Raw genomic sequence first — 11,900 nt, forward strand, 5'->3', positions numbered from 1 at the left:
TCGGCGCCGAGGCAACCAGCGACTATTACCGGATTTTCGATAACAGTATTCGATCAATTCATCTACCCAAAACGGATGAATCGCCACTACACCATAATGACAGTTATGTGCGGGTCAGCTCCTTGGATGTCGTCGGCGTACGATCACGCCACCGCAGCCGATCCCAGGGAGCAGGCGATGGTGTCCGACGCGACGCTGACCCGGATCAACGACGGCGTGCAGATGCACCACCAGCACGGCCGACGGGAGGACGCCCGCGACTTGTTCGCCCGGATCTGGGACGAGATCGGCGGGGAACAGGGTGATCCCCTGCACGTCTGCGTCCTCGCCCACGCGATGGCCGACGTGCAGGACGACGTACGTCAGGAACTGGTCTGGGACCGGCGGGCACTCGCGGCGGCCGACCTGCTCACCGACGAGCGGGTCGCGCAGGCCGGGGTGCCGATGTCGGTCGCCGGGCTGTACCCGTCGTTGCATCTCAACCTGGCGGAGTGCCACCGCAAGCTCGGCGAACTCGACCAGGCGCGGGACCACCTCCGGCGAGCCCGGGAGGGGATCGGCGCGCTCGGCGACGACAGCTACGGGAATCTGATAAGGGGCGGACTCGACCGGATGTCGCAGGAACTGGCTGCCGGATAGGCCGCAGGCGACTGGCTAGCGGCCGGTGCTCGTTGACGGGGTGACGGCGGCGACGACCAGGTCGACGATGCCGTCGGCGTAGTCGTCGGTCAGCGGGCCGTTGCGCAGCAGCCAGCGGTGGTAGAGCGGGCCGAACAGCAGCTCCACCACCTGGTCCAGGGACGCGTCGGGGCGGACCTGGCCGGCCTCGCGAGCCGCCTCCAGGCGTACCCGGACGGCGTTCAGCTGGGGGCGGAGCAGCCGGTCGCGTGCCTGTGCGCCCAGGTCCTCGTCGGCGAGCGTCTCGATGGTGATGGCGCGGGTGGTGGCCGACAACCGTGGGTCGGCGAACTCGGCGACCGTGGCCCGGAGAACCTGGCGGAGGTCGGCCCGCAGGTCACCGGTGTCGGGCAGCGCGATGACCTCCGGCACGTCGTCGGCGAGCGCGTCCAGGATGACCGCGCCCTTGCCGCGCCACCAGCGGTAGATCGTCTGCTTGCCGACGCCGGCGCGGGCGGCGATCGCCTCGACGGTCAGGGCCGGGTATCCGGTCTCGGCCAGCAGTTCCAGGGCGGCGGCGAGGATCGCGCGGCGGGACTGCTCGTTGCGGCGGGTGGGCTGCGGAGTCACGCCGAGAGCGTACAACGAGACGAGACGTATCGTCTTGACGGGACAGGTGACGTCATGCTCTGCTGCGGTAAGCGAGACGGAACGTCTCGTCTCAGCGACGATCAGGAGATCACTTGCCGCACATCGCCATGGTCAGCATCCCGTTCCACGGCCACGTCAACCCGAGCTTGGAGATCATCCGTACCCTCGTGCGGCGTGGCCACCGCGTCACCTACGCCAACGACCCCGCCTTCGCCGAGGTCGTCCGGGCCACCGGTGCGGAGCTGAAGCCGTACGCCTCGGCCCTGCCCGCCGACGGCGGCGCCGGAATCGACGATCCGATCGCGCAGCTCACGCTCTTCCTCGACGATGCCGTCGCCATGCTGCCGCAGCTGCGGGCCGCCTACGACGACGACCGGCCGGACCTGTTCCTCTACGACATCGCCGGCGCGCCGGCCCGGCTGCTCGGCGAGCAGTGGGGGATCCCGGCAGTCCAGCTCTCCTCCACGTTCGTCGCCTGGGACGGCTACGAACAGGAGATGGCGCCTGCCGTGGAGGCGATGCGGGCCGATCCGCGCGGCGCCGACTACTACCGGCGCTTCACGGCGTGGCTGACCGCGGAGGGCTCGTCGGTCACCGACAGCATGGCGTTCCAAGGGCGACCGGTCCGCAGCCTGGTCCTGCCGCCGGAGGCGCTCCAGCCGAACGCCGACCGGGTGGACCGCTCGGTCTACAGCTTCGTCGGCCCGGTCCTGGGCGACCGCTCCGACCAGGGTTCCTGGGTACGCCCGGAGCGCGCCGACAAGGTGCTGCTCGTCTCGCTCGGCTCCGCCTTCACCCGGCAGCCCGAGTTCTACCGCCGCTGCGTCACCGCGTTCGGCGACCTGCCCGGCTGGCACACCGTTCTGCAGATCGGCAAGCACGTCGATCCCGCCGAACTCGGTCCCGTCCCCGACGGCGTCGAGGTCCACCGGTGGGTGCCGCAGCTGGCCGTACTGGAGCAGGCGGATGCCTTCGTCACCCACGCCGGCATGGGCGGCAGCAGCGAAGGTCTCTACTGCGGGACGCCGATGATCGCCGCGCCGCAGGCGGCCGACCAGTTCGCGAACGCCGAGCAGCTGGCCGCCCTCGGCGTCGCCCGGGTCGTCGACCCGGCCGCCGTCACCGCCGCGGAGCTGCGCGAGACGCTGCTCGCCCTTACCTCCGACCCCGCCGTGTTGGCCCGCAGCGCGGAGTTGAAGCGGCAGGCCCGCGCCGCCGGCGGCGCCGACCGGGCCGCCGATCTGATCGAGGCCGAACTCACCGCGGCGAGCGGCGGGTGGGGCGTGGTCGCGGCGGCCGGGTGCCGCCGCGACCACGCCCCGGTCACTCCTCCGCCAGCACGGTGAAGGTGAAGGCGGAGCTCGTCGGCCGTTTCAGCGGGATGTCGCACTTGACCCGGCGAAGCACCTCCGCCCGGGTGAGGCCGAACCGGCGTGCGATGAGCCGGTCCGGGCGTACCGGCACCGGGTCGTCGAAGGTGACGTCCACCTGGACCGGCCACCCGTCCAGCGGCACCGTGGGCGCGTCGAGCGTCCACGCGTCCGTCCAGTCCAGCGTGAAGCGGCAGCGCCGGGCGAACCACGGATCGAGCAGTGTGGCCGCCACCAGATCCGGATCGTTGAGGTGGTGGCCGTGCAGCTCGGCGGGATCGAACGAACTGACAGTGGCCCGCTCGCGGACGGTGAGCTTGACGGTGCGGTCGCAGGACACGCACCGCACCAGCAGCCACACGTCCAGCAGCTTGCCGTTGGCGTTGACGCGGAACCGGCCCTGGGCGGCGGTGGCCGACTCCGCCCGGCAGACGGCGCAGCGCAGCGACAGCAGCGGGAGGCGGGTCCGGCGGACGACCCAGGACAGCACGATATGCGGTTGGGATGACATGAGACCTGATCTCTGAAGACCTGACGCGAGGCCGATTACGCGCGGCCTCGGACGCTGTGGCCGGGCGCGCGTGGGCAGCCCGGCGAGCCGGCGCGCGGGCGTCGGCTACAGGCGTGGGGAACGTGTCAGGTTCTAGAGAGCAGGAGGGGTCACGCGGATCGTCCTTCTTCGCTGCGACGACAGGTGCAGGGACCGTACGGCAGTGCCGAAACCGCTCTCAACCCGTTTTCCGGCCACACTGCGGCCCGCGTCACTTCACTGACTAAAAGTTTGCACACTCTGCAAGATCGCTCGTAGAGTCGCGGCATGACCTCGGATCAGAGCCGCCCCGGCCTGCGTGACCGCAAGAAGCGGCAGACCCGTGCGGCCCTCAGCGCCGCCGCGTTGCGCCTGGTCGCCGAGCGTGGCCTGGACCAGGTGACGGTGGAGGAGATCAGCGAGGCCGCCGACGTGTCGGCCCGCACCTTCTTCAACTACTTCCCGAGCAAGGACGAGGCGCTGCTCGGCGACCAGCCGACGGACCGTGAGGTGCTGGCCGCCCGCATCGTCGCCGCCCCGCCGGAGCTGTCCGCGTTCGACGCGCTGCGGCTGGCCTTCGACGACGTGGTCGAGGCCGTCGAGGCCGATCGGGAGGTGTGGCTGCTGCGCCTGCGGGTCATCGCGGCGAACCCGTCGCTGCTTCCGCGCCTGATCAGCGGCAACGCCGAGACGGAGCAGGTGATCGTCGCGGCGGTGGCCGCCCGGCTGGGGCTCGACCCGTACCACGGCCACCCGACGCTCGTCACCACTGTCGCCGGCGCGGTGTTCCGCACGGCCCTCATGCAGTGGGTCGACCAATCCGGCACGACGACGCTGCGCGAGCTGACCGCCGGGGCGTTCGCCGCCGTCGCCGCCGGCCTGCCCGATCCGTCCTGACCTCTCCCGTCCGTACCGGCCGCCGCCGTAGCGGGGCCGCGAGCACGTGCACACGACAAGGAGTTCGATGACCACCGCCACTGTTCCGCCCGCCGAGACGAGTACGCGGATGTCACGCCGGGAGGTCCTCCAGGCGTTGTCCGGCCTGATGGTCGGCATGTTCGTGGCGATCCTCGCCTCGACGGTGGTGGCGAACGCGCTGCCCCGGATCATCGCCGACCTCGACGGCAGCCAGACCGTCTACACCTGGATCGTCACCAGCGAGCTGCTCGCGATGACCGCGACGGTGCCGCTGTGGGGCAAGATGGCCGACCTCTACAGCAAGAAGCTGCTGATCCAGTTGTCCCTCGGCCTGTTCGTGGCCGGTTCGCTGGTCGCCGGCTTCACCCCGAACGTCGAGGTGCTGCTGCTCAGCCGGGTCATCCAGGGCATCGGCGCGGGCGGCATGACCGCGCTCGCCACGATCGTCATGGCGGCCATGATCCCGCCGCGTGAGCTGGGCCGGTACGCCGGCATCTTCGGCGCCGTCTTCGGTGTCGGCACCATCGCCGGCCCGCTGATCGGTGGCGTCCTGGTCGACACGTCCTGGCTGGGCTGGCGCTGGTGCTTCCTGATCGGCGTGCCGTTCAGCCTGCTGTCCATCGCGCTGCTGCAGAAGACGCTGCACCTGCCGGTGGTGCGCCGCAAGGTCCGCATCGACTGGCTCGGCGCCCTGCTGATCACCTCGGGCGTGTCCACGCTGCTGATCTGGTCGTCGCTGGCCGGCAACAAGTTCGACTGGGCCTCCGGCTGGACCGCGCTGCTGGTCGGCGGCGGCCTGGCGCTGCTCGCGCTCGCCGTGTTCGTCGAGGCCCGCACCGAGGAGCCGATCATCCCGCTGGGGATCTTCCGCAACCGCACCGTCAGCCTCACCACGGTGGCCAGCATCCTGGTGGGCGTGGCGATGTTCGGCGGCACCGTGTTCCTGTCGCAGTACTTCCAGACCTCGCTGGGCAAGTCGCCGACAGTGGCCGGCCTGATGAGCCTGCCGATGGTCCTCGGTCTGCTGGTCTCCTCCACGGTGGCGGGCCAGCTGATCACCAAGTACGGCCGCTGGAAGATGTTCCTGGTCGCCGGCGCGGCGGTGATGACAGCCGGCATGCTGCTGCTGAGCACCATCGACGCGACCACGAGCGTGCCGGTGCTGTCGGTGTACATGGCGGTGCTGGGTGTCGGCGTGGGCATGCTCCTGCAGAACCTGGTGCTGGCCGCGCAGAACGACGTGCCGGCCGCCGAACTCGGCGCGGCCACCTCGGTGCTGACGTTCTTCCGCAGCATGGGCGGCGCGGTCGGCGTCAGCGCGCTCGGCGCGGTCCTGGCGAACCGGGTGACCTCGCTGACCGTGGAGCGGCTGGGCCCGATCGCGGCCGGCGGGGGATCGACCGAGGTGCCGGACCTGTCCGCCCTGCCGGAACCGGTGCTGCGGATCGTGCAGGACGTCTACGGCATCGCCACGTCGGAGATGTTCCTCATCGGCGCGCCCTTCGCGCTGCTCGCCCTGATCGTCGTGCTGTTCATCAAGGAGAAGCCGCTGAACACGCTCAGCGGTGACGAGCGCCGGGCCCGCGAGGAGGCGGCGGCCGCCGCCGGCATGCACTGACCGCGTCCGACCGAGCGTGGGGCCGCCCCCGGGAGCACCGGGGGCGGCCCCTTTCTGCGTACGGTCAGCGTCGGGTGCGGTCGTTGATCTCCGTGCCGGACTCGCCGGGCATGGCGCCGATCGCCTCCTCGGCGGCCCGGCCGCCGGTGCTCTCGTCGCCCTGCTTCAGCGAGCTGCGGGGCAGCCCGGCCAGGTGTGCCGGGTCCTCGATCGGCTGGGGCGGCCACTGGTCCTGCGTGCCGTCGGTCACCCCGGCGCGGCGCAGCGCCTCGACCAGCTGGTCCGGCGACAGGCGGTCGACCTCCTGTATCCCGGCCCCGCGCGCAATCGCCTGCAGTGTCTTCAGGTCTTCGCTCACGAATGTCTCGGCCATGTCCGAGCCTTCCCGGCCCCCAAGACAAGGAAACCGGCTCGCGCAGACGGCCTGCCCGCCCGCCCGTCGATCATGGGATTGTACCGGGCAAAGCGGACACCGTACGCCGTCAACCTCATGATCGACGCGAGATGGGAGGTCTCGTCAGCGGCGGGCGGGTTTGCGATCGGGGCGCGGGCGGTCCCGTTCCGGGTCGACGCCGACCTGCACGGCGAACGCCGGGTCCACGGCGAGCAGGGGGCGGGGGCCGAACAGCGCCATCCCGGTCAGCAGCGTGTCGGTGTCCCGGCCCTGCCAGACCGGGCGGCGCTCCGGGTCGAGGTCGGCGTGCTCGCGGCGCAGCCGCCGCAGCAGCCGGCGGGTGGCGGCGCCGGTCTCCGGCACCTCGGTCAGCCACCAGCCACCCAGCGCTGTCGCCAGGCAGCACAGCAGCAGCCCGGCGACCGACGCCGGACCACCGGCGGAACGCCCTTCGACCGCGCTGTCCACCAGCCGCGTCAGGCCGACCGCGGCGACCGCGAACAGCGGCACCGTGCCCAGCGCGATCCGTCGCCGCTGCGCGCGGGTGAGCAGCCAGCCGTCGCGGACCAGCCGCCCGACGGTACGGCGCAGCGCCCGGCCCACGGCCGGGTCGGCGAGCACCGCCGCCCAGGTCTGCGGGCGGCGCAACGCGCTGTGCAGGGCGCGGACCAGCGCGGGCGAGCCGGCCGGAGGCGGCCCCTGCGCGTGCAGGGTGGCGAGTTCACCGACGTCGACCCCACCCGCGCGGCGCAGCGCGGCCACCCCGACCTGGCAGGCCAGCAGCGCCCGGTCGGTCAGGTACGCCAGCTCGACCCGGTCGGGTGCCGCACCCCGGGTACGGCGGCCGGTCAGTTCGCGTACCGCCAGGGCGATCACGACGGCCACGGCGACCGCGCCGAGGTAGTCGAGGAGGAAGACCGGCCCGCTGACTCCCCAGAGCATGGCGGCAAGTATCTCAGGAACCGTGGCGTACCTCGGTGTCCCAGATCTGTGACCACGGACGCCGCAGGCCCCGGGCGAGGAAGATCGGCTCGCCGTTCTCGTCGTTGTCGACGTCGACCCGCTGGTCGACCCGGCCCGCCTCGGTGACCTCGGTGAACCAGGCACGCAGCCGCTCCGGGCGGGACCAGCCGACGACGATCACCACGTCGGCGTCGTCGGGCGGCCGGCCGAACGTGGCCATGCTGTTGTGCCCGGAGTACGCGCGGGGCAGCCCCCGGGCCGGCCCGTACCGGGCCAGCGCGCCGGCCTCGCCGTAGTTGCCGGTCAGCACCACCGCCCGGTCGCGTTCGGCCGGGGGCAGGGCGCGGTGTACGGCGGCCACCGAGTCGGCGAACTCGGGCCAGCCGATGGTCTCGCCCGCGTCGTAGTTGGCCGCGACCACGAACCCGGGCAGCCGGTCGGCCGGCAGCGTGGGCAGCAGCAGCACCGCGCTGCTCGCGGCCATCAGCGCGGCGGCGGTGACCAGCAGCGCCTGCCGGGCACGCGCGGCGCCCCGCCGGGCCCACTCGACGGCCGGCACCACCCCGGCGGCGGTGAGCACCAGCAGCAGCGGCGCGTCGTAGTAGCCCTTGCCACCGGCCACCACCACGATCGCGACCACCACCAGCCACGCCCAGGCCAGCGACCGGTACGCCGCCCAGGACGGCCGGCGCAGCAGCGCGACCAGCCCGGCGATCCACACCGGGACGGCGAACGGACTGATGATCAGGAACTGGAGCACCAGCGCGTCGACCCGGCCGCTGTAGGAGCTGTCGCCGCCGGCGATCGAGGCGGCGACGTCGAGCTGCGGGAAGCCGTGCGCGGCCTGCCACGCCGCGTACGGCACGGCGAGCAGCGCGGCGACGCCCGCCCCGGCGAGCACCCACCGGTCCCGCAGCAGCCGGCGCGGCCCGGCGATCAGCAGACCGGCGACCAGGCCCACGCCGAGCAGGGCGGGCAGCGGCTTGTTGAGCAGGCCGGAGCCGAGGGCGAGCCCGGCGCCGAGTGCCCACCGGGTGTCGCCGGTGCGAAGCATCCGTACAACGCAGAGCGCGGCGGCCAGCCACACCAGCAGGTCGACGCTCGTGGTGCTGAGCAGGTGGCCGCCGGCCAGGACGATGCCCGAGGCGGCGGCGAGGAACGCCGCGGCCGTCTGGGCGGCGCGGCCGGCGCCGAGCTGCCTGGCGATCGCGGCGACCAGGACGACCGCCGCGCCGCCGATGAACGCCGACGGGGTACGCAGCACCACCAGGTTGCCCGGCGCGATCGTGTCGGCCAGCCGGGCCAGCGCCGGCACGAGCGGCCCCTGGTCGACGTAGCCCCAGTCGAGGTGCCGGCCGCACAGCAGGAAGTACAGCTCGTCGCGGTGGTAGCCGTAGCGGCCGGCGAGTGACAGCAGCACGGCGGTGAGGACCGCGCCGACCGCCAGCGGCGCGGCGGTGCGCGGACCGGCGGGCGGCGGGCCACCGGGCGGGGCGGCCTCGCTCCGATCGACGTCGGCGACTGATTCGGCCACCTGCCCATGATGGCCCCGGCCGGTGGTTCGCCGATGCCCCGCCGCCCTCGGCCGGGTGGACGGAAACCGGTGGCCGGACGGCCGGGGAGGCGGCTAGCGTGCGCGTCGATGCTGATTCGTGACTACACCGACGCCGACTGGGACCAGGTCCGGCCGATCCTCGCCGACGTCGTCGGCGCCGCCGACACGTTCGCGTACGACCCGGACTGGCCGCCGGAGACGGTGCGCGAGGTGTGGGTGGAGCGCCCGCCGGGGCGTACCTCGGTCGCGGTGGACCACGACGGCGCGGTGCGCGGCACCGCGAAGATGGGCCCGAACCGGCCCGGGCCGGGGTCGCACGTGGCGACGGCGAGTTTCATGGTCGCGGCGGACGCCCGCGGCCGGGGTGTGGGCCGGGCGCTGTGCGAGGAGGCGCTGGACTGGGCCCGCCGGCAGGGTTTCGCCGCGATGCAGTTCAACGCCGTGGTGGAGACCAACACGGCGGCCGTGGCGCTGTACCGGCGGCTCGGCTTCAGCGTGATCGGCACCGTGCCGGAGGCGTTCGCCCACCCGGCGCGGGGCCGGGTGGGGCTGCACGTCATGCACCGGCGGCTGTGAGCGCGACCGGAAAACGCCTCGCCGGATCCGGTGCGTTGCTGACAGGCTGCCCGCCATGACCGCTCATGCCCTCGCCGGGGCGCTCGCCGACGAGCGTCGCCGCGCCGTGTTCGCCGCGATCGTGCTCGGCGCCCGGGACGTGCCGGCCGTGGTGGCCCGCACCGGCCTGCCCGCCCGCGACGCCGCAGTGGCCGTACGCCGTCTCACCGACGCCGGGGTGCTCGCCGACGACGACGGCGGACTGCGGGTCGACGCCGGGCGGCTGCGTGAGTTCGCCCGCGCCGGTGCGGCGGCACCAGCGGTCCCGGCCGCGAACCCGCGCGAGGCGATCCTGCGCACGTTCCTGCGCGACGGCGCGCTGACCCGGTTGCCCGCGCAGCGGGGGCGCCGCCGCGTGCTGCTGGAACACATCACCGAACGCACCTTCGAACCCGGGCGGCGCTATCCGGAGCGGGAGGTGGACGACGCGCTGCGCCAGTGGTGCGAGGGCGGCGAGGCCGACCACGTGACGCTGCGCCGCTACCTGATCGACGACATGCTGCTCACCCGCGAGCAGGGCGTCTACTGGCGGACCGGGCCGTGACGGGCTGGAGCGTCGACGTCGTCCGCCCGGACGAGCCGGACGCGACGCTGATGCTGCGCGAGTACATGGCGGAGATGGTGCGCCGCTGGTACGGCCGCCCGGAGCAGGCCGGCGAGGTGGACGCCGCGCTGGCCGAGGATCCGAGTGACGACCTGGCCCCGCCGACCGGGCTGCTGGTGCTGGCCCGCCGCGACGGCCGGCTCGCCGGGTGCGCCGGGCTGAGGTGGCAGCCGGGCTGGGCCGAGCTGACCCGGGTGTACGTCCGTCCGGAGCACCGGGGCGCCGGGGGCGGGGCGGCGCTGATCTCGGCGATCGAGGCGTACGCGGCCGGCGGCGGGGCGGCGCGGATCCGGCTGGACACCCGCTCCGACCTGGTCGAGGCGCGTGCCCTGTATGCCCGGCACGGCTACCGGGAGATCCCCGCCTTCACCAGCGGCCCGTACGCGCAGCACTGGTTCGAGAAGGCGCTCGCGGACCGAGTTGACGACGCGGCGGGGGCGCGCTAAAACAGAACCAGGAACTTGAGTCATCCGGACTCAACTTAAGACCTTGGGCCAGGAGAACCGAGGAGGCAGGAACCATGTTGATGCGTACCGACCCGTTCCGCGAGATCGACCGGATCGCCGAGCAGTTCTTCGGCACCACCGCCCGGCCCGCCGTGATGCACCTCGACGCGTACCGCGACGGTGACCACTTCTACGCGACGTTCGACCTGCCCGGCGTGGACCCGGACAGCATCGACTGCACTGTGGAGCGCAACGTGCTGACCGTCCGCGCCGAGCGCCGCCGTCCCAGCGGCGAGAACGTCGAACTGGTCGCCGCCGAGCGTCCGATGGGCACGTTCACCCGGCAGCTGTTCCTGGGCGACACGCTCGACACCGACCGGCTGGAGGCAGGCTACGACAACGGGGTGCTGACGCTGCGCATCCCGATCGCCGAGCGCGCCAAGCCGCGCCGGATCGCGGTGAGCACGCCCGCCGAGAGCAACGGCCGGCGTCAGCTCACCACCACCTGAGCACGTCACGCCGACGCGCGGGGGAGGCCGGGCCGCCGGCCGACCCCGCTTCGTCGTACCGGCGGGCCCGCGCGCCTCGTCGCCAAACCCCCCACCGGCTGAGAACCTTTCTCACATGCTTCGCCCCGAGGTGCTGCCCCGCGCCCGCCCCGCCGCCCTGCCCGCCGGCCCGGCCGACGTCACCGAGGCGTGGTTGCGCAACCGGCGGCTGTCCGAGCACACCCGCGACGCGTACCGTCGCGACGTCACCGGCTGGCTGACCTGGTGCGCCGAGCACGCCGTGGACCCGCTGCGGGCCACCTTCCTCGACGTCAACACCTACGGCCGCGAACTGGAGTCCACACCCCGCGGCCGTACCGGCCGCCCGCTCACCCCGGCCACCGTCGCGCGGCGGCTGTCCGCGCTGTCGAGCTGGTACGACTTCCTGGTCAAGCTGGGCGCGGTGCCCGCCAACCCGGTGTCGGCGGCGGACCGGCCGCGCGTCGACCGGGACCACTCCGCCACCGTCGGCCTGACCCCCGACGAGGTCGACGCGCTGATCGCCGCCGCCGAGACCGACACCGGCCCGGCCGCCGCCCGCAACCGGGCCGCCGTCGCGCTGCTGGCCGACCTGGGGCTGCGGGTCGGGGAACTGGTCGCGCTGGACGTGTCCGACCTGGGCACCGAGCGCGGTCACCGCAGCGTCCGCTTCGTCGGCAAGGGCGGCAAGGTACGCCGGCGCGCGCTCACCCCCGGCACCGCGTACGCGGTCGACGCCTACCTGGCCGTGCGGGCCGCCGCGCAGGGTGTCACTGTGCCGGAGCTGGCCGGTCCGCTGCTGGTCACGGCCACCGGCGGCCGGATGGACCGGCACGCCGTGTTCCGGCTGGTGCGCCGCCTCGCGCAGCGGGCCGGAATCGCCGCCTGGGCGAAGTTGTCGCCGCACTCGCTGCGCCACGCGTTCGCCACCACCGCGCGCTCGGAGGGGGTGCCGCTGGAGGACGTGCAGGACGCGATGGGGCACGCCGATCCGCGTACCACCCGCCGCTACGACCGGGACCGACACAACCTGGACCGCGATCCGGCGTACGCGATCTGGGCGGCCCGGGCCCGCCGCCGCGGCTGAACCGT

Annotated in this window: 14 protein-coding genes; 9 read left to right on the forward strand and 5 right to left on the reverse strand. The window is 73.3% G+C overall.

Going from position 1 to position 11,900, the window contains the following annotated elements; translation table 11 throughout:
* Positions 1-177 precede the first annotated feature (177 nt).
* Entirely contained in the window at positions 178-639 is a 462-nt protein-coding gene (locus tag KSK32_RS27295) for a tetratricopeptide repeat protein (RefSeq protein WP_216933849.1), read from the forward strand.
* A gap of 15 nt (positions 640-654) precedes the next feature.
* On the opposite strand, the gene KSK32_RS27300 is transcribed toward KSK32_RS27295, so the two are convergent.
* Positions 655-1,248, reverse strand: coding sequence for a TetR/AcrR family transcriptional regulator (locus tag KSK32_RS27300; RefSeq protein WP_216933850.1), 594 nt, complete (start codon positions 1,246-1,248; stop codon positions 655-657).
* Between the two features lie 128 nt (positions 1,249-1,376).
* Here KSK32_RS27300 and KSK32_RS27305 point away from each other — a divergent pair, with 128 nt between their 5' ends.
* Positions 1,377-2,615: a macrolide family glycosyltransferase gene (locus tag KSK32_RS27305; RefSeq protein ID WP_374226755.1), complete on the forward strand. Its 1,239-nt coding sequence runs from the start codon at positions 1,377-1,379 to the stop codon at positions 2,613-2,615.
* Here KSK32_RS27305 and KSK32_RS27310 read toward each other — a convergent pair.
* Positions 2,593-3,129 carry a DUF1062 domain-containing protein gene (locus KSK32_RS27310; protein WP_289256409.1) on the reverse strand — a complete coding sequence of 179 codons (537 nt, stop codon included), beginning with the start codon at positions 3,127-3,129 and terminating at the stop codon, positions 2,593-2,595. The genes KSK32_RS27305 and KSK32_RS27310 overlap by 23 nt on opposite strands.
* A gap of 327 nt (positions 3,130-3,456) precedes the next feature.
* Here KSK32_RS27310 and KSK32_RS27315 point away from each other — a divergent pair, with 327 nt between their 5' ends.
* The gene (locus tag KSK32_RS27315) at positions 3,457-4,065 is read left to right on the forward strand and encodes a TetR family transcriptional regulator (RefSeq protein ID WP_216933857.1); all 609 of its coding nucleotides are present in this window, start codon (positions 3,457-3,459) and stop codon (positions 4,063-4,065) included.
* A 67-nt stretch (positions 4,066-4,132) separates the two neighbouring features.
* Positions 4,133-5,704, forward strand: coding sequence for an MDR family MFS transporter (locus KSK32_RS27320; RefSeq protein WP_216933858.1), 1,572 nt, complete (start codon positions 4,133-4,135; stop codon positions 5,702-5,704).
* Positions 5,705-5,768: 64 nt separating this feature from the next.
* Here KSK32_RS27320 and KSK32_RS27325 read toward each other — a convergent pair whose 3' ends face one another.
* The 3 genes from KSK32_RS27325 to KSK32_RS27335 form a co-directional block, all read right to left on the reverse strand.
* On the reverse strand, positions 5,769-6,077 hold the full coding sequence (locus tag KSK32_RS27325; protein WP_216933860.1) for a hypothetical protein: 309 nt from the start codon (positions 6,075-6,077) through the stop codon (positions 5,769-5,771).
* Between the two features lie 144 nt (positions 6,078-6,221).
* Complete coding sequence (locus KSK32_RS27330) at positions 6,222-7,040, reverse strand: TIGR04222 domain-containing membrane protein (RefSeq protein ID WP_216933862.1); 819 nt, start codon at positions 7,038-7,040, stop codon at positions 6,222-6,224.
* A 13-nt stretch (positions 7,041-7,053) separates the two neighbouring features.
* The gene (locus KSK32_RS27335; protein WP_216933863.1) at positions 7,054-8,595 is read right to left on the reverse strand and encodes a glycosyltransferase family 39 protein; all 1,542 of its coding nucleotides are present in this window, start codon (positions 8,593-8,595) and stop codon (positions 7,054-7,056) included.
* Positions 8,596-8,703: 108 nt separating this feature from the next.
* Here KSK32_RS27335 and KSK32_RS27340 point away from each other — a divergent pair, with 108 nt between their 5' ends.
* From KSK32_RS27340 to KSK32_RS27360, 5 genes are all read left to right on the forward strand, one after another.
* Complete coding sequence (locus tag KSK32_RS27340) at positions 8,704-9,192, forward strand: GNAT family N-acetyltransferase (protein WP_216933865.1); 489 nt, start codon at positions 8,704-8,706, stop codon at positions 9,190-9,192.
* A gap of 55 nt (positions 9,193-9,247) precedes the next feature.
* Positions 9,248-9,775: a DUF2087 domain-containing protein gene (locus KSK32_RS27345; protein ID WP_216933867.1), complete on the forward strand. Its 528-nt coding sequence runs from the start codon at positions 9,248-9,250 to the stop codon at positions 9,773-9,775.
* Positions 9,772-10,281 carry a GNAT family N-acetyltransferase gene (locus KSK32_RS27350; RefSeq protein WP_289256410.1) on the forward strand — a complete coding sequence of 170 codons (510 nt, stop codon included), beginning with the start codon at positions 9,772-9,774 and terminating at the stop codon, positions 10,279-10,281. The genes KSK32_RS27345 and KSK32_RS27350 overlap by 4 nt, the downstream gene beginning before the upstream one ends.
* Positions 10,282-10,355: 74 nt before the next feature.
* A complete protein-coding gene (locus tag KSK32_RS27355) occupies positions 10,356-10,790 on the forward strand; it encodes an Hsp20/alpha crystallin family protein (RefSeq protein ID WP_216933869.1) in 435 nt (144 codons plus the stop codon).
* A 115-nt stretch (positions 10,791-10,905) separates the two neighbouring features.
* Positions 10,906-11,895 carry a tyrosine-type recombinase/integrase gene (locus KSK32_RS27360; RefSeq protein WP_216933871.1) on the forward strand — a complete coding sequence of 330 codons (990 nt, stop codon included), beginning with the start codon at positions 10,906-10,908 and terminating at the stop codon, positions 11,893-11,895.
* Positions 11,896-11,900 lie beyond the last annotated feature (5 nt).

It is taken from the genome of Micromonospora sp. WMMB482 (assembly GCF_019038635.1).
GTDB classification, from domain to species: Bacteria; Actinomycetota; Actinomycetes; order Mycobacteriales; family Micromonosporaceae; genus Micromonospora; species Micromonospora marina.

Coding starts and splice junctions, on each gene's coding strand:
- KSK32_RS27295 (WP_216933849.1), top strand. CDS start 178: ATGGTGTCCGACGCGACGCTGACCCGGATCAACGACGGCGTGCAGATG.
- KSK32_RS27305 (WP_374226755.1), top strand. CDS start 1,377: ATGGTCAGCATCCCGTTCCACGGCCACGTCAACCCGAGCTTGGAGATC.
- KSK32_RS27315 (WP_216933857.1), top strand. CDS start 3,457: ATGACCTCGGATCAGAGCCGCCCCGGCCTGCGTGACCGCAAGAAGCGG.
- KSK32_RS27320 (WP_216933858.1), top strand. CDS start 4,133: ATGACCACCGCCACTGTTCCGCCCGCCGAGACGAGTACGCGGATGTCA.
- KSK32_RS27325 (WP_216933860.1), bottom strand. CDS start 6,077: ATGGCCGAGACATTCGTGAGCGAAGACCTGAAGACACTGCAGGCGATT.
- KSK32_RS27330 (WP_216933862.1), bottom strand. CDS start 7,040: ATGCTCTGGGGAGTCAGCGGGCCGGTCTTCCTCCTCGACTACCTCGGC.
- KSK32_RS27340 (WP_216933865.1), top strand. CDS start 8,704: ATGCTGATTCGTGACTACACCGACGCCGACTGGGACCAGGTCCGGCCG.
- KSK32_RS27345 (WP_216933867.1), top strand. CDS start 9,248: ATGACCGCTCATGCCCTCGCCGGGGCGCTCGCCGACGAGCGTCGCCGC.
- KSK32_RS27355 (WP_216933869.1), top strand. CDS start 10,356: ATGTTGATGCGTACCGACCCGTTCCGCGAGATCGACCGGATCGCCGAG.
- KSK32_RS27360 (WP_216933871.1), top strand. CDS start 10,906: ATGCTTCGCCCCGAGGTGCTGCCCCGCGCCCGCCCCGCCGCCCTGCCC.